Genomic DNA, 18,285 nt, shown 5'->3' with positions numbered 1-18,285 from the left:
CAATTTGCGATTTTGTACGGAGATCGGTTCATCAGGCCGACCTGGTGAAAATCAGGGCCTGCCTAGCGGCAGGCCATTACCGGCCCGAACACAAAAAAACTGACAGTCCCCTAAGCGTCGACATCACAAATGAATGCGCATACAACTTCCAAAACCAACAACCAACAACCAACAACCAACAACCAACAACTAGCAACTAGCAACTAGCAACTAGCAACTAGCAACTAGCAACTAGCAACTAGCAACCCACTCACAAACTAAGATTCAAAGCCCGCCGCAAAGCCTCCCCCCGACTATCATCCACCGCACTGACCAACGCAAAATTGTAGTCCCCATGGGACCAGTACCGCGCCTCCAGCCCCCCATCGGTACGCTGCCCACTGGGCATCCGCTCGAACCGCTCACCAGGCGAGCGCAAGAACAGACTGATCCGCTGCCCCTGGCCATCCTCGAACACCAGCAGCGCCGCCGGCCCCACCTCGTTACTCAACAGCCGCGCCCCCACCGGCTGAAAGCCGTACCCACTCAGATCAGGCAACTGCCCCACCCGATTGAAATGCCGCCCCAGCCAAGCCTGCAGCCGCCCCGGATCACTCGCCTGAATATCCAGCGTGGACGCCTCGGCAAACATCCGGTGCGCCTGCACCGCATCGGCCATAGGCAATCCAGCGACTACCAAGGTCGCCTCCCGCGCCTTCCAGCCCCCCAGCCCACCCAATCCCACCGCCAGCACCAAAACCGCCGCCGAGGCCAGCCGCCGCTGCCGACGCTGGCGCAGGCGACGGCGCAGCGGGGCAAGATCCAGTTCAGGGTCCACAGGGCGCTCGGCAAACCCCGCCAGAGCCGCCCGCAGCCGCCGAGCATCGTTGCGCCAGGCCTCGATCCGCGCTGCCTCCTGCGGGTTGGCTGCCAGCCAGGCCGCCACTTCCGCCCGGCGCTCAGGCGTCAGGCGTTCGTCAATGTAGGCATGAAGTTCATGCTCGGTGGGGATCAGACGGGTCATTTGAGTCTCCGCAGGGACGTTGGCGCCGGGTTGCCCTCGGTCAGTTCACGCAAGGCGGCGCGGGCGCGCGACAGCCGCGACATCACCGTGCCGATGGGGATACCCAGGGTTTCGGCGGCCTCCTTGTAGCTCAAACCCTCGACGCTGACCAGCAACAGCAGCGCCCGCTGCTCGGCCGACAGCCGCGCGAACGCCTGCAGGTCGGCCTGGGCCAGCACGATGCTCTCGGTATCACCGCCCAGCGGCTCCTCGGCCTGGCTGCGGCCGAACCAGGCCAGCCAGCGCGCATGCAGGCGTTCGCGGCGTTTGCCGTCGAGAAACAACCGGTAAAGGATGGTGAACAGCCAGGGCCGCAGGCTGTCCATCTCGCGCTGCTGGCCACGCCGGCTGAGGGCGCGTTCAACCGTGGCCTGGACCAGGTCGTCGGCGCTGCTGGCTTCGCGGGTCAGCCACAGGGCGAAGCGGCGCAGGCGTTGCAGCAGCTCGCGCCATTGATGGTCGTCCAGGTCGTGCATGGTCGGGTTCCAGGCCCCAATGGGCAGTCAGTGTAAGTGGCAGACGGCGCAAGCGAAAATCTATTCCCTGATCTGGAATAAAAGAGTGGGCCATCCGTCGTACCGGCTCATTCACCGCCACCGGATCGCCCCATGAACACCCCCTTGCACGGCCCCGCCAAAGCCCTGCGCCTGGCCGCCATCGGCGTCACCCTGGCCGCCCTCGGCGCGGGCTTCGCCTATGCCGCTGGCTGGATCGGCGCCGCCAGGCTCACGCCCCAGCGCATCATCGACACCTTTGAAGCCCAGGCCGGCCATCACCCCGGCTACCGGAAAAACCACGCCAAGGGCCTGTGCGTCAGCGGTTACTTCCAAAGCAGCGGCCAGGCCGCGCCGTTTTCCACGGCCCGGGTGTTCAGCCAGCAGAAGGTGCCGGTGATCGGCCGCTTCGCCATCGGCGGCGCCAACCCGTTCGCCCCGGACACCGCGGTGCCGGTGCGCAGCCTGGCCATCGAGCTGAGCAGCGATGACGGCCAAGTCTGGCGTACCGGCATGAACAACCCGCCGGTGCTGGCGGTCAGCACGCCCGAAGCCTTCTATGAGCAGGTGCTGGCCAGCACCCCGGTTCCGGCCACCGGCAAGCCCGACCCGGCCAGGCTCCAGGCGTTCTTTGCCGCCCACCCGGAAAGCGCAGCATTCCGCCAATGGGCGGCGGCCTACAAACCCAGCGACAGCTTTGCCAGTACCGCCTACAACAGCATCAATGCCTTCCTCCTGATCGACGCCCGCGGCAACAAACACCCGGTGCGCTGGACGCTGGAGCCACAGACGCCGTTCGCCGCCCTGCCCGCCCAGGTCGATGACAAGCAGTTCCTCCAGCACGACCTCGCCCAGCGCCTGGCACAAGGCCCGTTGCGCTGGACCCTGCGCCTGACCCTGGCCGAGCCTGACGACCCGGTGGACGACCCGGCCCGCCCCTGGCCCAGCGAGCGCAGCAGCATCGACGCCGGCACCCTGGTGCTGGAGCGGGTGGACGGCCCCGAACAGGGTGCCTGCCGCGACCTCAACTTCGACCCATTGATCCTGCCCCACGGCATCGAACCGTCCGACGACCCGATCCTCGCCGCCCGCTCGGCGGCCTACTCGGTGTCGTTCAACCGCCGCAGCCATGAAGCCCTGAGCGAAGGAGCCCGCCCATGACCCCCGCCGCTTTCCACCCCCTGGCCCGCCTGGTGCACTGGCTGATGGCGGTGCTGATCCTGGCCATGTTGTTCATCGGCGTGAGCATGGTCAGCAACCTGTCCACCCACCATCCAGTGATGGTCGAACTGCACAAGGCCACCGGCCTGGCCCTGCTGGTGCTGGTGCTACTGCGTATCTGCCTGCGCCTGAGCCTGCCGCACCCGCCGCTGCCGCACGACCTGCCTGCGATTCAGCGCCTGGCCGCCGGCGCCTCGCACCTGCTGCTGTACGCCCTGATGCTGGCCATGCCGCTGCTGGGCTGGGCGATGCTTTCGGCGGGCGGCTATCCACGCCCGCTGCAGTTACCAGCCATCGCCCCCCACGACCTGCAACTGTACGCGGTGCTGCGCCAGGCCCACGGTTGGGCCGGCTACCTGTTGTTCGCCACCGTGCTGGTGCACCTGGGCGCGGCGCTGATGCATGCCCTGGTGCGCCGCGACGGCGTGTTGCGTAGCATGTGGCCCGGCCCGTTGCGCCGAGGTGAATGAACACCGGCGGCCGCGCGGGATCGACAGATGTAAATAATTATTACTAACATCGGTGCTTATTCTGCCGAACTGCCACGGACTGCCCATGAACCTCGCAAAGGACCCTGCCACCCTCACCCCGGCCAGCACCCTCGACCTGCGCCCGCTGCTGCTGGTCAACATGGCCTGCACCCTGTCGATGATGGCCTTCGTTGCCCTGATCGGCCCGATCGCACGCCTGCTGGGCATGGCCACCTGGCAGGCCGGTGCGGCGGTCACCGTGGCCGGCGTGGTCTGGGTGCTGCTGGCCCGGCCCTGGGGCCGCGCCGCCGATCGCCTCGGCCGGCGCCGGGTGCTGCTGTTAGGCAGCGCCGGGTTCACCCTGGCCTACTGGCTGCTGTGCCTGTTCATCGACGGCGCCCTGCGCTGGTTGCCCGGAGCCACCCTGGCGTTCATCGGCCTGATGCTGACCCGCGGCCTGATCGGCGCCTTCTACGCGGCGCTGCCAGTGGCCGGCAATGCCCTGATCGCCGACCATGTCGAACCGCAGCGCAGGGCCCGGGCCATGGCCTCGCTGGGTGCCGCCAACGCCGTCGGCCTGGTGCTCGGCCCGGCCTTGGCGGCACTGCTTTCGCGCTACAGCCTGAGCCTGCCGTTCTACGTGCTGTCAGTGCTGCCGGCCACGGCGTTCGTGGTGCTGCTGTTCAAGCTCAAGCCACAGCCGCTGCCCCAGCGCCATGCGCCAAGCCCGGTGCGGCTGTCCGACCCACGCCTGCGCCGGCCGCTGCTGGTGGCCTTCAGCGCCATGCTCAGCGTGACCGTGTCGCAGATCACCGTTGGCTTCTTCGCCCTCGACCGCCTGCAACTGGCCGCAAGCGAGGCCGCCCAGGCGGCCGGTGTGGCGCTGACCAGCGTGGGCGTGGCGCTGATGCTGGCGCAGGTGCTGCTGCGTCAGCTCGAATGGCCACCGCTGAAGATGATCCGCGTGGGTGCCAGCGTTTCCGGGCTGGGCTTTGCCGCCGCGTCCTTTGCCGCCAGTGCGCCATGGCTGTGGGCAGCGTTCTTCATTGCCGCATTCGGCATGGGCTTCGTATTCCCGGCCTTCTCGGCCATGGCGGCCAATGCCATGCACGCCTCGGAACAGGGTGCTACCGCCGGCTCCGTTGGCGCCGCCCAGGGCATGGGCGCGGTGATCGGGCCCTTGGCCGGCACGTTGGTGTATGCCGTCGATCCGCGCTTGCCATTCCTGGCCGTGGCCGCCTTGTTGTTGCTGGTCGGGCTATGGCCCACACCAGCCGACAATCGCCACTGACACGCACAGCGCGCAAGCAGGCAGAGTGTGTTTTAATGCGTCGCCCATTATTTTTTACACCTCTGCAAACAAGGCGGCTATGGACACGGGGACACGACTCAAACTGGTGCGTGAACGCAACAACCTCTCGCAACGGGAACTGGCCCGTCGCAGCGGCCTGACCAACTCGACGATCTCGCAGATCGAACAGAACCGCGTCAGCCCCTCGGTCAGTTCCCTGAAAAAACTGCTCGAAGGCATCCCCATGTCCCTGGCGGAATTTTTCAGTTTCGACGAGCCGGTGCGCGAAGAACGCTTCGTGTTCCGCGGCGGCGAACAGCCCGACCTGGGCCGTAACGGCCTGCGCATGCTGCTGGTCGGCGCCAGCGTCGAAGGCCGGCAGATGCGCATGCTGCGCGAGCTGTATGCCCCCGGTGCCGACTCCGGCGAGCCGATCGTGCATGCCGAAGGCGAAGAGTGCGGCCTGGTCACTCGCGGCACCATGGAACTGTGGGTCGACGGCCAGGTGAGCATCCTCAACGCGGGCGACGGCTACTACATCCCCACCACCCTCGCCCACAGTTTCAAGAATATCGGCCCGGACGAGGCCGAGATCATCAGCGCCAACACCCCGGCGAACTTCTGATTACACGATGCCCCTGGTCAGCAGCCGTGAAGCCTACCAGTGCCTGCGCGACGCCGCCCTCGGCGTTGCGCCGCTGGAGATCATCACCCGCGACGCGGAGGTGGCCGTGTGCATCGAGGGCTGGCGTTTGAGCCTGGCCCTGGACGACGAAGGCCTGGCCCATTGCAGCCAGTGCGCAAGCCCCGACGGGCGCCAGGGCGCGCTCGAGGATTGGCACCGTTACGGCACCAACCCCGTCGACCACCTGAGCCTATGGGAACGCCAGCGCATCGAACAGCTGCTGGCCTAACGCGCCAAGGCCTCCTCGACAAAGTCCAGACGGTCCTGGCCAAAGAACATCTGCTCCCCGACAAAACAGGTCGGCGCGCCGAACACACCGCGCGCCACGGCTTGCCCGGTGGCCTCCTTCAAGGCCTGCTTGACCTCGTCCTGCGCAGCCAGCCCCTGAAACGCCTCAGGGTCGAAACCGCCCTCCTGCAACGTCACCGCCAGCACGGCGGGGTCCGACAGGTTGCGCTGCTGCCCCCACCAGCCCTCGAACAACACCTTGAGCAACGCCTCGAAACGAGCCGGTGCCTGCAATTGTGTGCCAATGACCCCACGCATCAGGTTCAAGGTGTTGGCCGGAAACCCCGGCGGCAGCCCAAACGGCACGCCATAGCGGTCGGCAAAACGCTTGAGGTCGATGAACATGTAGCGCCCCTTGGCTGGCACCATCGCCGGGGAAGCGTTGCCGGTAGCCTGGAACACCCCGCCCAGCAGCATCGGCCGGTACAACAGCTGCGCATCGTGGCGCGCGCACAGTGCGGGGAGCTGGGTCCAGGCCAAATAGCTGGCCGGGCTGCCCAGGTCGAAATAGAACTCAACGGTCTTGCTCATACGGCAGTCCTTTCTTCAGGGAGGGGTTACCAGTGTTCGATCCACGGCCGCAGGTCCAGCTCGAAGGTCCAGGCGTCACGCGGCTGGGCGTGCAGGAACCAGTAGCTGTCGGCGATATGCGCAGGGTCGAGGATGCCGTCCTGGTCCTTCAGCGCATAACGCTCGGGGAAGCTATCGCGGATGAAGGCGGTGTCGATGGCACCATCGACCACCACATGGGCGACATGGATGTTCCGTGGCCCCAGTTCCCGCGCCATGCTTTGGGCCAGGGCGCGCAGGCCATGCTTGGCCCCAGCGAAGGCCGCGAAGCCGGCGGCACCGCGGGTGCCGGCAGTGGCACCGGTAAACAGGATAGTGCCCCGCTCACGCTGGACCATGCGCCGTGCCACCGCTTGCGCGGTAAGGAAGCCGGCGAAGCAGGCCATCTCCCAGATCTTGAAGTACTTGCGCGGTGTCTCATCGAGGATGCTGCAAGGCACATTGGCGCCGATATTGAAGACAAACGCCTCGATCGGGCCGATATCGCGCTCGATGGTCTCGATCAGTTCGGCCACTTCTTCTTCCTTGCGCGCATCTGAGCCAAAGCCATGGGCCTGCCCGCCTGCGGCGCGGATCTCGTCCAGCAACGGCTGCAGCTTCTCGGCCTGGCGCCGGGTCACACAGGCGGTGTAGCCCTCGCGGGCGAAGCGCTTGGCGATTTCGCCGCCGGTGGCATCCCCTGCACCGATCACCAGCACGACCTTTTGTTGTTCTGCCATGGACCTCTCCATTGATGAATGATCGTTTAGTAAACGAACGCTATGCTACGATCACGCCACCGTCAAGCCAGCGCAACGAGGTCCTGTGCATGCGCTACTCCACCGAACACAAGCAACAGACTCGCGAGAAACTGCTGGCCAGCAGCGGCGCGCTGGCCAAGCGCGGCGGCTTCGCCAGCACCGGCGTGGCCGGGTTGATGAAGGCCATCGGCCTGACCGGCGGCGCGTTCTACAACCATTTTCCGTCCAAGGACGACCTGTTCACCGAGGTGGTCCGCCGCGAGCTGTGCAACAGCCCGCTGGCGCGCCAGGCCAACCGCAGCCCCGACCGCGCACGCCTCAAGCGCCTGCTTGAGCAGTACCTGACCCTCGCTCACCTGCATAACGCTGAAGGTGGCTGCCCATTGCCGCCACTGGGCGTGGAGATCGCCCGTGCCGAACGCCCGGTGCGAGAGGAGGCCGAGCACTGGCTGGTGGAACTGCACCAGGCCTGGAGCGACACCCTTAAGGACCCGCAACTGGCCTGGGCACTGCTCAGCCAGTGCGTCGGGGCGCTGGTGGTCGGGCGCATGCTCGCCAGCGAACAGGTGCAGGAACAGGTGCTGGAGGCCAGTCGCGCGCTGGTCGGCAAGGTGTTCGATGAAGATTGCTAGCACCCTGCTCGGCCTGCTGCTTGCACTCCCCGCCGCCGCCCAGCAAAGCTGCCCCACAGGGCAATACCAGGTCTGCCTGGTGGTGTGCTTCTGCGCCCCGCTCGACCCCAACCAGGGCGGGCAGGTGCTGCAGGATGTCGAGCGCATGGCCACCGCCAGCCTGGTGTTTGCCCTGCGCCAGGCCCGCGATGACGCCACCAACCGAGGCACCCAGCCGATCCCGCTGCATATCCGTGCCCAGCTCGAAACCTGGTACGACTTCGCCGTGCTCGATACGGTGCGCTATCGGGTAGGCGATGAGCAGCAGGTCAGCGCCGCCAACGCCATGCTGCAGAACCCCGATGTGAACGCCGTGACCCTGATCGACACGGTGATCTTCCGCAACGCAGCCGATGCCGAGGACAACGTGGCGCTGTGGGCCCACGAGCTCAAGCACGTGCAGCAGTACCAGGAGCTGGGGGTGGAGGAATTCGCCCGGCGCTATACCCGCAATTACGATGACCTGGAGGGGCCGGCCTACGCCATCGAGGCGCAAGTGGCCAAGGCGTTGCGCGAGCGCGGGGCGGGTGGTGCGCGTTGACTCACGACTCGGTGAGGAACTTGTAGGAGCGGCCTTGTGTCGCGAAAGGGCCGCATAGCGGCCCCAGCGATCTTCACCCTATGCGCGATAGCCGGGGCTGCTGTGCAGCCATTTCGCGACACAAGGCCGCTCCTACACCGGGCGCGCAGCTAACTCCTTGGCTAATCCGACGCGCGACTGCTGCGCAATGCCGACGCCGTACAACCAAAGCGCCGCCTCACCCATTTACCCAGGTAACTCCCATCTCCCAAACCCACCTCCTCGGCAATCTGCGCCAGGCTGTGGCTGCCGTTGACCAACCGCCAGCGCGCCTGCTGCAGCCGCAATTCCAGCCACCAGGCCTTGGCACTCGTGCCGTGGCTGGCCTGGAACTGGCGGTCGAGCTGGCGCCGGCTGATGCCCAGCTGCGCCGCCAGTTGCTCGATCGAAAGCCCCGATGCCAGGTGATGGCGCATCAACGCAGTGGCCCGCTGCACCTGGCGCCCGCGCCCCGGCCCTGCTTCCAGCGAGCGCAGGGCATGACGGCTGTCGCGACTCTCATCCACCAGCATGTCGGCCAGGCCCTTGAGCGCCCGGGCCCGGCCACAGGCGCGGGCGATCAGCTCCACTGCCAGGTCAATGGCTGCAGTCCCTCCCGCGCAGGTGATACGGCTGCCGTCCATGCAATACAGCTGCTCGGTCAGTACCTGCACCCTGGGGAACGCAGCACGAAACTCGGCCTCGTGGCGCCAGTGCACCACCACCTTGTGCCCGTCCAGCACACCGCAGGCGGCCAGCAGAAACACCCCATTGTCGACGCCCACCAGCTTCACCCCAGCCTTCGCTGCCTGTTTCAACAGGGCCCGGTAACGCGGGGCAAGCGCAACCGTGGCCCCCGCACTGCGCCCGCCAAACAGCACCAGGTAGTCGTAATCGCGCCAAACCACCTGTTCGACACTGGCTTCGACCTGCACCACCGCACCACTGCTGGATGCGACGGGTGCCGCGTCCAGCCCCAGCACGGTCCAGCTGCAATAGCGCTGGCGGCTGTAGTCCTCGTCGTCGGCGGAGAAGCGCAGCTTGTCGAGAAAGGCGCCAAACGGCAGCAAGGCGAAATCCGGCACGGGCAGGATCAGCAGGCGCAAGTCAGGGGTCATGCAGAATGTCCAGATATTACCGTCAGATGTCCGAATCATACCCCTAAAAGCCACCTGTCCAGCCCTACACTGGCGCCCTGCAAACCTACAAGGCATACCCCATGGCACTCGACACCTGGCTCATCTACCTGCTCGCCAGCATCGGCCTGTCGCTGACCCCAGGCCCCAACAGCCTGCTGGCGCTGACCCACGGCGCGTTGTATGGCGCGCGGCGCACGCTGTTCACCATCGTCGGCGGGGTGTTCGGCTTCAGTGCCCTGATCGCCCTGGCCATGTTCGGCCTGAGCGCCCTGCTGCAGGCCTCGGCCCAGGTGCTGACGGTGCTCAAATGGGTCGGTGGCGCCTACTTGGTGTGGCTGGGTATCCAACTGTGGCGTACCCCGGCGCTGCACCTGGAGCTCAACGCGGGCAGCGCCCGACTGGGCAATGCCGGGTTGTTCCGCCAGGGCTTCCTGTCGGCCATGGCCAACCCCAAGGTGCTGCTGTTCTATGGCGCCTTCCTGCCGCAGTTCATCGACCCGCAACGCGGCCTGGCGCTGCAGTTCGTGGTGATGGCGGCGACCTTCGCCAGTGTCGAGTTTGTGGTCGAATACCTGCTGGCGCGGCTGGCTTATCGCATTCGGCCGTGGCTGAGCAAGGGTGGCAAGGGCTTCAACAGGTGCTGCGGCGGGTTGTTCGCACTGATCGGTGTGGCGCTGCCGTTGGGGCGCTGAAGCAAGCAGCAACTACGCGTTGAGAGCCGCCTCTCAACGCGCAGTTGCCCGTCAGGGATTGCGCCGTTTCACTAGGCGCTCTGGGTTTCTACCTGCTCGGCTTGCGCGGCATGGCGGCTGAAATCGCGCAGGTAAGTAATGAATTCCTGCAACAGGCGATCCCACAACTGCAGGTGGTTGAGCAAGTGTTTGGCAGTGACCCCGTCGCTGACCAGCACATCAAGCTCCATCACCAGGAACTCGCCCTGCCGGTACAGGCGAGCGAAACGCCGTGAAGTGCTCCAGTGCTCCACAACGCCCTCGGGTAGTTCACCCTGGATGCGCAAAGCACAGCTGAAGGTGAAGTCGAGGAACTGCCCTTCGATCGCCCCTGGGTTGCCCAGGCGCACGGCAAAGCCGATCCCCTGGCTGGCACTGAGCAGTTGCACCAGCCCGTTCTGCTCGCTGCGGTTTACGCGCAGGCCGGCGTCCTGCAGCAGGCTGGTGAGGGTTTCGACGTTCACGCTTTCGATCAGGGCTTGTTCAGTCATGGTCTTGCTCCTTGTGGTGTCGATAAATCATTGCCAGGCGCGTACTTGCGCCGCATCGAACTGTGTCTGGTATAGCTGAACGCCTGGGATTTGCGTGATTTCTTCGAATTGCGCCCCCATCAGCCGCTACGCTTGCTGCTTGATCCCAAACGTGCCGGACAACAACAAGAACCCGCCGAGTGAGCCGCATGAACATCCTTTACGACGAGCGCATCGATGGCCCGCTGCCGGCCGTGGACAAGCCCGCACTGCTGCAGGCCCTGCGCGACGCCCTGCCCGACCTTGAGGTCCTGCACCGCAGCGAAGACCTCAAGCCCTACGAATGCGACGGCCTGTCGGCCTACCGCACGGTGCCACTGCTGGTGGTGCTGCCCGAGCGCCTGGAGCAGGTGCAAGCCCTGCTGCAACTGTGCCACCAGCGTGGCGTGCCGGTAGTGGCGCGCGGCGCCGGCACCGGGCTGTCCGGCGGTGCGCTGCCGTTGAGCCAGGGCATCCTGCTGGTGATGGCGCGTTTCAACCGCATCCTTGAAGTCAACCCGCAAGGGCGCTTCGCCCGGGTCCAGCCCGGGGTGCGCAACCTGGCGATCTCGCAGGCGGCGGCGCCCTTTGGGCTGTACTACGCGCCCGACCCGTCCTCGCAGATTGCCTGCACCATCGGCGGCAACGTCGCCGAAAACGCCGGTGGCGTGCACTGCCTCAAGTACGGCCTGACCGTACACAACCTGCTCAAGGTGGACATCCTCACGGTCGAGGGCGAGCGCCTGGTACTGGGCAGCGATGCCCTGGACAGCCCGGGTTTCGACCTGCTGGCGCTGTTCACCGGCTCCGAGGGCATGCTCGGCATCGTCACCGAGGTGACCGTCAAGCTGCTGCCCAAGCCCCAGGTGGCGCGGGTGCTGCTGGCCAGTTTCGAGCACGTCGAGGACGCCGGCCGCGCCGTGGCCGACATCATCGCCGCCGGCATCATCCCCGGCGGCCTCGAGATGATGGACAACCTGGCAATCCGCGCCGCCGAGGATTTCATCCACGCCGGCTACCCGGTGGACGCGGCAGCCATCCTGCTGTGCGAACTCGACGGCGTAGAGGCTGACGTGCAGGACGATTGCGTGCGGGTCGATGCCTTGCTGCGCAATGCCGGCGCCCGCGACGTGCGCCTGGCCTGCGACGAAGCACAACGGGTGCGCTTCTGGGCCGGGCGCAAGAACGCCTTCCCGGCGGTGGGGCGCATATCGCCGGACTACTACTGCATGGACGGCACCATCCCCCGCCGCGAGCTGCCCCGGGTGCTCAAGGGCATCAGCGAGTTGTCGGCGCAGTACAGCCTGCGGGTGGCCAACGTGTTCCACGCCGGCGACGGCAACATGCACCCACTGATCCTGTTCGACGCCAACCTGCCCGGCGAGCTGGAGCGGGCCGAGGCCATCGGCGGCAAGATCCTCGAACTGTGCGTGGCGGTGGGCGGCAGCATCACCGGCGAGCACGGGGTGGGCCGCGAGAAGATCAACCAGATGTGCGCCCAGTTCAACAGCGACGAAATCACCTTGTTCCATGGGGTGAAAGCCGCCTTCGACCCGCAAGGCCTGCTCAACCCCGGCAAGAACATCCCCACCCTGCAGCGCTGCGCCGAATTCGGCGCGCTGCACGTGCACCACGGCCAACTGCCCTTCCCTGACCTGGAGCGTTTCTGATGGGCCGCGACATCAGCCAGGACCTGCTGGAACAGGTCAACCAGGCGCTGAGCCTGGGCACACCGCTGCGTATCCAGGGCGGCAACAGCAAGGCCATGCTCGGGCGCCCGGTGGCCGGGGAAATCGTCGACACCCGGGGCCACCACGGCATCGTCAGCTACGACCCGACCGAGCTGGTGCTCAGCGCCCGCGCCGGCACGCCGCTCTGCGAAATCGAAGCCGCACTGGATCAGGCCGGGCAGATGCTGCCCTGCGAGCCGCCGCACCTGGGCCCTGAGGCCACGCTCGGCGGCATGGTCGCGGCGGGGCTGTCCGGGCCACGGCGGCCCTGGGCCGGGGCGGTGCGCGATTACGTGCTTGGCACGCGGCTGATCACCGGCCACGGCAAGCTGCTGCGCTTTGGCGGCGAGGTGATGAAGAACGTCGCCGGCTACGATGTGTCGCGCTTGCTGGCCGGCAGCTTCGGCTGCCTGGGGCTGCTCACCGAAGTGTCGCTGAAGGTACTGCCGCGGCCGCGCCAATGCCTGAGCCTGTGTTTGCCGATGGACAGCCGGCAGGCCTTGGCCGCACTGGCCGAGTGGGGCCAGCAGCCGCTGCCGATCAGTGCGGCCTGTCATGACGGTGAAGCGCTGTACCTGCGCCTGGAGGGTGGCGAAGGCTCGGTGCGTTCGGCCCGCGAGCGGCTGGGTGGCGACGCGGTCGACAACCAACTGTGGAGCGACCTGCGCGAACAGCGCCTGCCGTTTTTCGACGACCCGGCCCCGCTGTGGCGCCTGTCGGTGCCCAATACCTGCGCCCTGCTCGACCTGCCGGGGCGGCAATTGATCGACTGGGGCGGCGCGCAGCGCTGGCTCACCTCCAGTGCGCCGGCGCAGGTGATCCGTGAGCAGGTGGCCAAGGTCGGCGGCCATGCCACCGCCTATGCCCCCGGCGATGACAGCACGGCGCCGCTGCCGGCGGCGCTGATGCGCTATCACCAGGCACTGAAACGGCAACTCGACCCCCAGGGCATCTTCAACCCTGGCCGCCTGTACCCGGACCTGTGAGGCCACGCCATGCAAACCCACCTGAGCGATGCCGCCAAGCAGTTGCCCCGCGCTGAAGAGGCCGAGAGCATCCTGCGTTCCTGCGTGCACTGCGGCTTCTGCACGGCCACCTGCCCCACCTATCAATTGCTCGGCGACGAGCTGGACGGACCGCGCGGGCGCATCTACCTGATCAAGCAGGTGCTCGAAGGCGAGCCGGTGACCGCCAGCACCCAACTGCACCTGGACCGCTGCCTGAGCTGCCGCAATTGCGAGAGCACCTGCCCTTCGGGGGTCAAGTATCACGACCTGCTCGACATCGGCCGCGCCGTGGTCGAACAACAGGTGCCGCGCCCGCTGGGGCAGCGCCTGTTGCGCGAGGGCTTGCGCGCCGTGGTGCCGCACCCGGCCGCGTTCAAGGCCCTGACCAAGGTCGGGCAAACCCTCAGGCCGCTGCTGCCGAACGCCCTCAAGGCCAAGTTGCCTGCCCAGGTGCACCACGCCGGCCAGCGCCCGGCGCCCCGCCACACACGCCGCGTGCTGCTGCTCGAAGGCTGCGTGCAGCAAGCACTGTCGCCCAACACCAACGCCGCCGCCGCACGCCTGCTGGACCGTCTGGGAATCAGCGTCGAGCCGGCCCGTGAGGCCGGCTGCTGCGGCGCCATGGACTATCACCTGGATGCCCAAGCGCAAGGCCTGCAACGCGCCCGGCACAACATCGACGCCTGGTGGCCGGCCATCGAAGCCGGTGCCGAAGCCATCGTGCAAACCGCCAGCGGCTGCGGTGCCTTCGTGCGCGACTATGGCCACCTGCTCAAGGACGATGCGCGCTACGCCGCCAAGGCGGCCCGGGTCAGCGCCCTGGCCCGCGACCTGGTGCAACTGCTGCAGGCCGAGCCGCTGGAGCAGTTGGGCCTGTGTACCGAACAGCGCCTGGCCTTCCATTGCCCCTGTACCTTGCAGCATGCCCTCAAACTCGGCGGTGCCGTGGAAGGCCTGCTGACCCGCCTGGGTTTCCACCTCACCAGCGTGCCCGACGGCCACCTGTGCTGCGGCTCGGCGGGCACCTACTCGCTGACCCAGCCGGCGCTGTCGCGCCAGCTGCGCGACAACCGCCTGGCGGCCCTGGAAAGTGGAAAACCTGCGATCATCGCCACCGCCAATATCGGCTGCCAGCTCCACCTCGACGGCGCCGGCCGCACACCGGTACGGCACTGGATCGAAATTGTCGAAGACGCCCTGGAGGCACCCCATGCATAGCAAACCCGTACTCGACCAGGCGGACGTCGCCCGGCTGCTCGCCGCCGCCCGCCAGCACGCCCAGGCCCAGCAGTGGCCGGTGACCATCGCCGTGGTCGACGACGGCGGCCACCCGCTGGCCCTGGAGCGCCTGGACGGCTGCGCACCGGTCAGCGCCTACATCGCCATGGAAAAAGCTCGCACCGCGGCGCTGGGCCGCCGGGAGTCGCGAGACTACGAGCAGATGGTCAACGACGGGCGCACCGCCTTCGTCACCGCGCCGCTGCTGACCAGCCTGGAAGGTGGCGTGCCACTGCGGGTGGAGGGCCAGGTGGTCGGCGCGATCGGCGTGTCGGGGGTCAAGTCCGGGCAGGATGCCGAAGTGGCCAAGGCCGGGGCACAGGCGCTGTGATGCCCCTGCCCCGGCCCTGGCGGCTCAATGCCCCGCCGACGCCGGCCCAGCCTTGGCGGTGAAGGGTGGCTTGGCCAGCCACACCAGCAGGATCAAGCCGGCGAACACCCAGGTCAGCAAGGTGAAGTAGTCCACCGTCGACATCATGTAGGCCTGGCCGTTGAGCATCTGCTCCAGCTGCGCATAGCTCTGCGGGTTGGCCCCGCCCAACTGCTCGAGGGTGTGGCGGGTGGCCGGGTCGAAGGTACTGAGATGCTCGCTCAGGTAGGCGTGGTGCTGGTCGGCGCGGCGGATCCAGATCCAGGTCGTCAGCGACGCGGCAAAACTGCCCCCCAGGGTACGCAGGAACGTGGCCAGGCCTGAGCCATCGGCGATCTGGTGCGGCGGCAGGTCCGACAGCAGGATGCTCAGGGTCGGCATGAAGAACAGCGCCACGCCGATGCCCATGAACAGCTGCACCAGGGCGATATGGGTAAAGTCCACCTCGTTGGTAAAGCCGGCGCGCATGTAGCAACTGGTGCCGATGGCCAGGAAGGCGATGCCGGCCAGCAGGCGCAGGTCGAAGCGGTGCGCGTACTTGCCCACGAAGGGCGACATGAGCACCGGCAGCAAGCCGATCGGCGCCACCGCCAGGCCCGCCCAGGTGGCGGTATAGCCCATCTGCGTCTGCAGCCACTGCGGCAGGATCAGGTTGATGCCGAAAAAGGCCGAATACCCCCCCACCAGCACGATGGTGCCGATGCGGAAGTTGCGGTGCACGAACAGCCGCAGATTGACCACCGGGTGACGGTCGGTGAGCTCCCAGATGATGAAGATCGCCAGGAACACCACCGATATCAGCGTGCCGATGACGATGAACGAGGACTCGAACCAGTCCAGGTCATTGCCCTTGTCCAGCACCACCTGCAACGCGCCGACCCCGACGATCAGGGTCAGCAGGCCGATGTAGTCCATCGGCTGGCTGCTGGTGACCACCGGCCGCGCGCGCATCTGCTGGCGCACCACTGCGGCGGCGAACAGGCCGATCGGGATGTTGATGAAGAAGATCCAGGGCCAGCTGTAGCTGTCGGTGATCCAGCCGCCGAGTATCGGCCCGGCTATCGGCGCCACCACCGTAACCATCGCCAGCAGCGCCAGGGCCATGCCGCGCTTGGCCGGCGGGTAAACGGCAATCAGCAAGGTCTGGGTCATCGGGTACAAGGGCCCGGCGACCACGCCCTGCAACACGCGGAACCCGACCAGCTCGGGCATGGACTGGGCGACGCCGCAGAGGAACGACGCCAGCACGAACAGCAAGGTGGCCCAGATGAACAGCTTGACCTCACCGAAGCGCCGGCTCAGCCAACCGGTGAGCGGCAAGGCGATGGCGTTGCTCACCGCGAACGAGGTGATCACCCAGGTGCCCTGCTCGTAACTCACGCCGAGGTTGCCGGAGATGGTCGGCAGCGCCACGTTGGCGATGGTGGTGTCGAGCACCTGCATGAAGGTCGCCAGCGACAGGCCGATGGTGGTCAGCAGCAGGCTCGGCGGGGTGAACTGCGCGGGGGCTGCCTGGCTCATCGCTGCGCTGTCTTGCCGCTGGCGCTGTTGTCGTGGATCAACCGGGCGATCAGGTTGTCGGCCTCGGCCAACTGGCGGTCATACACCTGGGTGCTGTAGCTGGCCTGCTGCGGTGGCTGCTGGGCCAGGGCCGGGCCGCTCTGGTCGTGCAGGTCGACTTCCACGACCGTGGACAAGCCGATGCGCAGCGGATGGTCTTTCAACTGTTCGGGGTTCAGGTGGATACGTACCGGTACCCGCTGGACGATCTTGATCCAGTTGCCGGTGGCGTTCTGCGCTGGCAGCAGGGCGAAGGCGCTGCCGGTACCGGCGCCCAGGCTATCGACGGTGCCGCTGTACTTGACGTCGCTGCCATACAGGTCGGCAGTGATCTGCACCGGCTGACCGATGCGCATGTCGCGCAGTTGGGTTTCCTTGAAGTTGGCGTCGATCCACACCTCGTCCAGCGGGATCACCGCCATGGTCGCGGTGCCCGGCTGCAGGCGCTGGCCCAGTTGCACGGTGCGCTTGGCAACATGGCCGGTGACCGGCGCCACCAGGGTGGTGCGGGCGTGGTCGAGGTAGGCCTGGCGCAGGTCGGCGGCGGCGGCCATGACTTCGGGGTGCGACGAGACCACGGTGTCGTCGACCAACGCAGTGCTGGTGTTGAGCTGCTGGCGCGCGCTGTTGACGGCAGCCTGGGCCACGGTCAGGTCGTCACGGGCATGGGCGATCTCTTCCTGGGCGATGGCGCCGCTGTCGGCCAGTACCTTGCGGCGGTTGTAGTTTTGCTGAGCCTTCTGCAGTTCAGCCTGGCGGGTTTCCACCTGCGCCTTGAGCGCGTCGACGTTGCTGTACAGGCCGCGCACCTGGCGCACGCTGCGCGCCAGTTTGGCCTCGGCGGACTGCAGGGCCACTTCGCTGTCGGCCGGGTCGAACTGCAGCAGTACTTGCCCTGCGTGCACCAGGTCGCCGTCATCGGCGCCGATGCTGGTGACGGTGCCGGTTACCAGGGGGGTGATTTCAACGACGTTGCCGCTTACATAGGCGTCGTCGGTGCTTTCCTGCCAGCGCCCGACCAGGCTGTACCAGGCCCAGGTGGCGGCCCCGGCGAGGATCAGAAGCAGCAGCAGGCCGAGCAGCCAGGCCTTGCGTTTACGCGTGTTGTCGGGCGCGGCAGCTGGGGTGGAGGTGTCAGCGGGAGTGGCCATGACAATACCTTGGAGAATGCGTGACAGGGATCAACGATCGCCGAAGCGGCGGATCGTCAGGGGGTCGCCGGCGCTGAGCAGGACTTTGGCGAGCAGGCTTTCGAGGGTTTTCAGCTCCTCGGGCTGCAGCACGCCGACCAGTTCGTTCATCGCCGCCGCGCCGACCTGGGGCAGGCGGTCGGCCAGGCGTTGGCCGTCGGCGCTGAGTGCCAGGCGCACCTGGCGGCGGTCTTCGGGGCAGCGGTTGCGCAGGATCAGGCCTTTCTGCTCGAGGCGGTCGAGCATGCGGGTCATCGAGCCGCTGTCCAGGCCCAGGTAACGGCACAGCTCGGCCGGGGTGTCGACCTGGTACTGGGTGACGATGATCAGCACCTTGAACTGTGCGGCGGTGACGCCGTGGGCTTCGAGGTGCCAGTCGAGGATGCGGTCCTTGAGGATCGCGGCGCGACCGAGCAGCATGCCGATGGCGCAGGTCTGGAAGTTTTCCGGGGTGAAATGGGACATCGGGGGTTGCTCGGATAATTGTGTGTAAATATTACTGCCTAGGCAGGGAATGTCAAAGCATTGATTAGGGTGCTAAGTACAATTTCATTTTGGGGGTCGGGGTCGGGGTCGGATTTCAGGGCGGTGGTTTTGATAGATGTATGCGCATTCAGCGGCGATATCGACTTTTAGTCACCTTTCCGCCCTTACGGCGGCCTACTTTTTTCTTGGAAAAAGTAGGCAAAACCGCCTGCTCCCATCATACGGCCCCTGCGCTGCGCTCCGGGGTCCCCTCG

At 66.7% G+C, this 18,285-nt stretch carries 21 protein-coding genes; 12 read left to right on the top strand and 9 right to left on the bottom strand.

The annotated features are described in order from the left end of the window. Positions 1 to 250: 250 nt before the first annotated feature. Together ABE459_RS23315 and ABE459_RS23310 are read right to left on the bottom strand one after the other, a co-directional pair. The gene (locus ABE459_RS23315) at positions 251 to 1,003 is read right to left on the bottom strand and encodes an anti-sigma factor (RefSeq protein ID WP_125463841.1); all 753 of its coding nucleotides are present in this window, start codon (positions 1,001 to 1,003) and stop codon (positions 251 to 253) included. Continuing rightward, on the bottom strand, positions 1,000 to 1,518 hold the full coding sequence (locus ABE459_RS23310) for a sigma-70 family RNA polymerase sigma factor (RefSeq protein WP_125463840.1): 519 nt from the start codon (positions 1,516 to 1,518) through the stop codon (positions 1,000 to 1,002). The genes ABE459_RS23315 and ABE459_RS23310 overlap by 4 nt, the downstream gene beginning before the upstream one ends. 132 nt (positions 1,519 to 1,650) lie before the next feature. Between ABE459_RS23310 and ABE459_RS23305 the strand changes: the two genes are divergently transcribed. From ABE459_RS23305 to ABE459_RS23285, 5 genes are all read left to right on the top strand, one after another. Next, complete coding sequence (locus tag ABE459_RS23305) at positions 1,651 to 2,697, top strand: catalase family peroxidase (RefSeq protein ID WP_346648147.1); 1,047 nt, start codon at positions 1,651 to 1,653, stop codon at positions 2,695 to 2,697. Next, positions 2,694 to 3,227 (top strand): cytochrome b/b6 domain-containing protein, encoded by a 534-nt coding sequence (locus ABE459_RS23300; RefSeq protein ID WP_323833854.1) that lies wholly within the window; start codon positions 2,694 to 2,696, stop codon positions 3,225 to 3,227. The genes ABE459_RS23305 and ABE459_RS23300 overlap by 4 nt, the downstream gene beginning before the upstream one ends. Positions 3,228 to 3,312: 85 nt before the next feature. Further along, a complete protein-coding gene (locus ABE459_RS23295; RefSeq protein WP_323833852.1) occupies positions 3,313 to 4,518 on the top strand; it encodes an MFS transporter in 1,206 nt (401 codons plus the stop codon). Between the two features lie 79 nt (positions 4,519 to 4,597). Beyond that, positions 4,598 to 5,143 carry a cupin domain-containing protein gene (locus tag ABE459_RS23290; RefSeq protein WP_110995475.1) on the top strand — a complete coding sequence of 182 codons (546 nt, stop codon included), beginning with the start codon at positions 4,598 to 4,600 and terminating at the stop codon, positions 5,141 to 5,143. A gap of 7 nt (positions 5,144 to 5,150) precedes the next feature. Further along, complete coding sequence (locus tag ABE459_RS23285) at positions 5,151 to 5,432, top strand: hypothetical protein (RefSeq protein WP_125463836.1); 282 nt, start codon at positions 5,151 to 5,153, stop codon at positions 5,430 to 5,432. On the opposite strand, the gene ABE459_RS23280 is transcribed toward ABE459_RS23285, so the two are convergent. Together ABE459_RS23280 and ABE459_RS23275 are read right to left on the bottom strand one after the other, a co-directional pair. After that, positions 5,429 to 6,022 carry a 2-hydroxychromene-2-carboxylate isomerase gene (locus tag ABE459_RS23280; protein WP_323833849.1) on the bottom strand — a complete coding sequence of 198 codons (594 nt, stop codon included), beginning with the start codon at positions 6,020 to 6,022 and terminating at the stop codon, positions 5,429 to 5,431. The two genes, ABE459_RS23285 and ABE459_RS23280, sit on opposite strands and share 4 nt — an antisense overlap. A 26-nt stretch (positions 6,023 to 6,048) precedes the next feature. Next, positions 6,049 to 6,780: an SDR family oxidoreductase gene (locus ABE459_RS23275; protein WP_258706431.1), complete on the bottom strand. Its 732-nt coding sequence runs from the start codon at positions 6,778 to 6,780 to the stop codon at positions 6,049 to 6,051. A gap of 89 nt (positions 6,781 to 6,869) precedes the next feature. Here ABE459_RS23275 and ABE459_RS23270 point away from each other — a divergent pair, with 89 nt between their 5' ends. Then, entirely contained in the window at positions 6,870 to 7,433 is a 564-nt protein-coding gene (locus tag ABE459_RS23270) for a TetR/AcrR family transcriptional regulator (protein ID WP_323833847.1), read from the top strand. Next, complete coding sequence (locus ABE459_RS23265) at positions 7,420 to 8,013, top strand: DUF4157 domain-containing protein (protein ID WP_125463832.1); 594 nt, start codon at positions 7,420 to 7,422, stop codon at positions 8,011 to 8,013. Before ABE459_RS23270 ends, ABE459_RS23265 begins: the two co-directional genes overlap by 14 nt. Positions 8,014 to 8,174: 161 nt before the next feature. On the opposite strand, the gene ABE459_RS23260 is transcribed toward ABE459_RS23265, so the two are convergent. Continuing rightward, a complete protein-coding gene (locus tag ABE459_RS23260; RefSeq protein ID WP_323833845.1) occupies positions 8,175 to 9,149 on the bottom strand; it encodes a helix-turn-helix domain-containing protein in 975 nt (324 codons plus the stop codon). Positions 9,150 to 9,250: 101 nt separating this feature from the next. On the opposite strand from ABE459_RS23260, the gene ABE459_RS23255 reads away from it, so the two are divergent. Continuing rightward, complete coding sequence (locus ABE459_RS23255) at positions 9,251 to 9,862, top strand: LysE family transporter (RefSeq protein ID WP_125463830.1); 612 nt, start codon at positions 9,251 to 9,253, stop codon at positions 9,860 to 9,862. Between the two features lie 71 nt (positions 9,863 to 9,933). On the opposite strand, the gene ABE459_RS23250 is transcribed toward ABE459_RS23255, so the two are convergent. Further along, complete coding sequence (locus tag ABE459_RS23250; RefSeq protein WP_125463829.1) at positions 9,934 to 10,392, bottom strand: YbjN domain-containing protein; 459 nt, start codon at positions 10,390 to 10,392, stop codon at positions 9,934 to 9,936. A gap of 188 nt (positions 10,393 to 10,580) precedes the next feature. Between ABE459_RS23250 and glcD the strand changes: the two genes are divergently transcribed. From glcD to ABE459_RS23230, 4 genes are read left to right on the top strand one after another with little or no spacing between them, the layout of a single operon-like run. Next, positions 10,581 to 12,080 (top strand): glycolate oxidase subunit GlcD, encoded by a 1,500-nt coding sequence (gene glcD / locus ABE459_RS23245; RefSeq protein WP_323833843.1) that lies wholly within the window; start codon positions 10,581 to 10,583, stop codon positions 12,078 to 12,080. Further along, a complete protein-coding gene (glcE, locus tag ABE459_RS23240) occupies positions 12,080 to 13,126 on the top strand; it encodes a glycolate oxidase subunit GlcE (protein ID WP_125858419.1) in 1,047 nt (348 codons plus the stop codon). The genes glcD and glcE overlap by 1 nt, the downstream gene beginning before the upstream one ends. Positions 13,127 to 13,135: 9 nt before the next feature. Then, complete coding sequence (glcF, locus tag ABE459_RS23235) at positions 13,136 to 14,365, top strand: glycolate oxidase subunit GlcF (protein WP_323833841.1); 1,230 nt, start codon at positions 13,136 to 13,138, stop codon at positions 14,363 to 14,365. Next, positions 14,358 to 14,756 (top strand): heme-binding protein, encoded by a 399-nt coding sequence (locus ABE459_RS23230; RefSeq protein ID WP_258706425.1) that lies wholly within the window; start codon positions 14,358 to 14,360, stop codon positions 14,754 to 14,756. Before glcF ends, ABE459_RS23230 begins: the two co-directional genes overlap by 8 nt. A 24-nt stretch (positions 14,757 to 14,780) precedes the next feature. On the opposite strand, the gene ABE459_RS23225 is transcribed toward ABE459_RS23230, so the two are convergent. From ABE459_RS23225 to ABE459_RS23215, 3 genes are read right to left on the bottom strand one after another with little or no spacing between them, the layout of a single operon-like run. Further along, positions 14,781 to 16,316, bottom strand: coding sequence for a DHA2 family efflux MFS transporter permease subunit (locus ABE459_RS23225; protein ID WP_346648146.1), 1,536 nt, complete (start codon positions 16,314 to 16,316; stop codon positions 14,781 to 14,783). Further along, entirely contained in the window at positions 16,313 to 17,506 is a 1,194-nt protein-coding gene (locus ABE459_RS23220) for an HlyD family efflux transporter periplasmic adaptor subunit (RefSeq protein ID WP_258706424.1), read from the bottom strand. Before ABE459_RS23220 ends, ABE459_RS23225 begins: the two co-directional genes overlap by 4 nt. A 30-nt stretch (positions 17,507 to 17,536) precedes the next feature. Further along, positions 17,537 to 18,010: a MarR family transcriptional regulator gene (locus ABE459_RS23215; protein ID WP_125463822.1), complete on the bottom strand. Its 474-nt coding sequence runs from the start codon at positions 18,008 to 18,010 to the stop codon at positions 17,537 to 17,539. Positions 18,011 to 18,285 lie beyond the last annotated feature (275 nt).

Origin of the sequence: Pseudomonas sp. TWI923, assembly GCF_039673365.1 — a bacterium.
Lineage (GTDB): Bacteria > Pseudomonadota > Gammaproteobacteria > Pseudomonadales > Pseudomonadaceae > Aquipseudomonas > Aquipseudomonas sichuanensis.
This window is presented reverse-complemented; position numbering and strand designations above follow the sequence as displayed.

What these genes read in the sequence shown, in the direction of transcription:
- ABE459_RS23315 (WP_125463841.1), bottom strand. Translation starts at nt 1,003, where the DNA reads ATGACCCGTCTGATCCCCACCGAGCATGAACTTCATGCCTACATTGAC.
- ABE459_RS23310 (WP_125463840.1), bottom strand. Translation starts at nt 1,518, where the DNA reads ATGCACGACCTGGACGACCATCAATGGCGCGAGCTGCTGCAACGCCTG.
- ABE459_RS23305 (WP_346648147.1), top strand. Translation starts at nt 1,651, where the DNA reads ATGAACACCCCCTTGCACGGCCCCGCCAAAGCCCTGCGCCTGGCCGCC.
- ABE459_RS23300 (WP_323833854.1), top strand. Translation starts at nt 2,694, where the DNA reads ATGACCCCCGCCGCTTTCCACCCCCTGGCCCGCCTGGTGCACTGGCTG.
- ABE459_RS23295 (WP_323833852.1), top strand. Translation starts at nt 3,313, where the DNA reads ATGAACCTCGCAAAGGACCCTGCCACCCTCACCCCGGCCAGCACCCTC.
- ABE459_RS23290 (WP_110995475.1), top strand. Translation starts at nt 4,598, where the DNA reads ATGGACACGGGGACACGACTCAAACTGGTGCGTGAACGCAACAACCTC.
- ABE459_RS23285 (WP_125463836.1), top strand. Translation starts at nt 5,151, where the DNA reads ATGCCCCTGGTCAGCAGCCGTGAAGCCTACCAGTGCCTGCGCGACGCC.
- ABE459_RS23280 (WP_323833849.1), bottom strand. Translation starts at nt 6,022, where the DNA reads ATGAGCAAGACCGTTGAGTTCTATTTCGACCTGGGCAGCCCGGCCAGC.
- ABE459_RS23275 (WP_258706431.1), bottom strand. Translation starts at nt 6,780, where the DNA reads ATGGCAGAACAACAAAAGGTCGTGCTGGTGATCGGTGCAGGGGATGCC.
- ABE459_RS23270 (WP_323833847.1), top strand. Translation starts at nt 6,870, where the DNA reads ATGCGCTACTCCACCGAACACAAGCAACAGACTCGCGAGAAACTGCTG.
- ABE459_RS23265 (WP_125463832.1), top strand. Translation starts at nt 7,420, where the DNA reads ATGAAGATTGCTAGCACCCTGCTCGGCCTGCTGCTTGCACTCCCCGCC.
- ABE459_RS23260 (WP_323833845.1), bottom strand. Translation starts at nt 9,149, where the DNA reads ATGACCCCTGACTTGCGCCTGCTGATCCTGCCCGTGCCGGATTTCGCC.
- ABE459_RS23255 (WP_125463830.1), top strand. Translation starts at nt 9,251, where the DNA reads ATGGCACTCGACACCTGGCTCATCTACCTGCTCGCCAGCATCGGCCTG.
- ABE459_RS23250 (WP_125463829.1), bottom strand. Translation starts at nt 10,392, where the DNA reads ATGACTGAACAAGCCCTGATCGAAAGCGTGAACGTCGAAACCCTCACC.
- glcD (WP_323833843.1), top strand. Translation starts at nt 10,581, where the DNA reads ATGAACATCCTTTACGACGAGCGCATCGATGGCCCGCTGCCGGCCGTG.
- glcE (WP_125858419.1), top strand. Translation starts at nt 12,080, where the DNA reads ATGGGCCGCGACATCAGCCAGGACCTGCTGGAACAGGTCAACCAGGCG.
- glcF (WP_323833841.1), top strand. Translation starts at nt 13,136, where the DNA reads ATGCAAACCCACCTGAGCGATGCCGCCAAGCAGTTGCCCCGCGCTGAA.
- ABE459_RS23230 (WP_258706425.1), top strand. Translation starts at nt 14,358, where the DNA reads ATGCATAGCAAACCCGTACTCGACCAGGCGGACGTCGCCCGGCTGCTC.
- ABE459_RS23225 (WP_346648146.1), bottom strand. Translation starts at nt 16,316, where the DNA reads ATGAGCCAGGCAGCCCCCGCGCAGTTCACCCCGCCGAGCCTGCTGCTG.
- ABE459_RS23220 (WP_258706424.1), bottom strand. Translation starts at nt 17,506, where the DNA reads ATGGCCACTCCCGCTGACACCTCCACCCCAGCTGCCGCGCCCGACAAC.
- ABE459_RS23215 (WP_125463822.1), bottom strand. Translation starts at nt 18,010, where the DNA reads ATGTCCCATTTCACCCCGGAAAACTTCCAGACCTGCGCCATCGGCATG.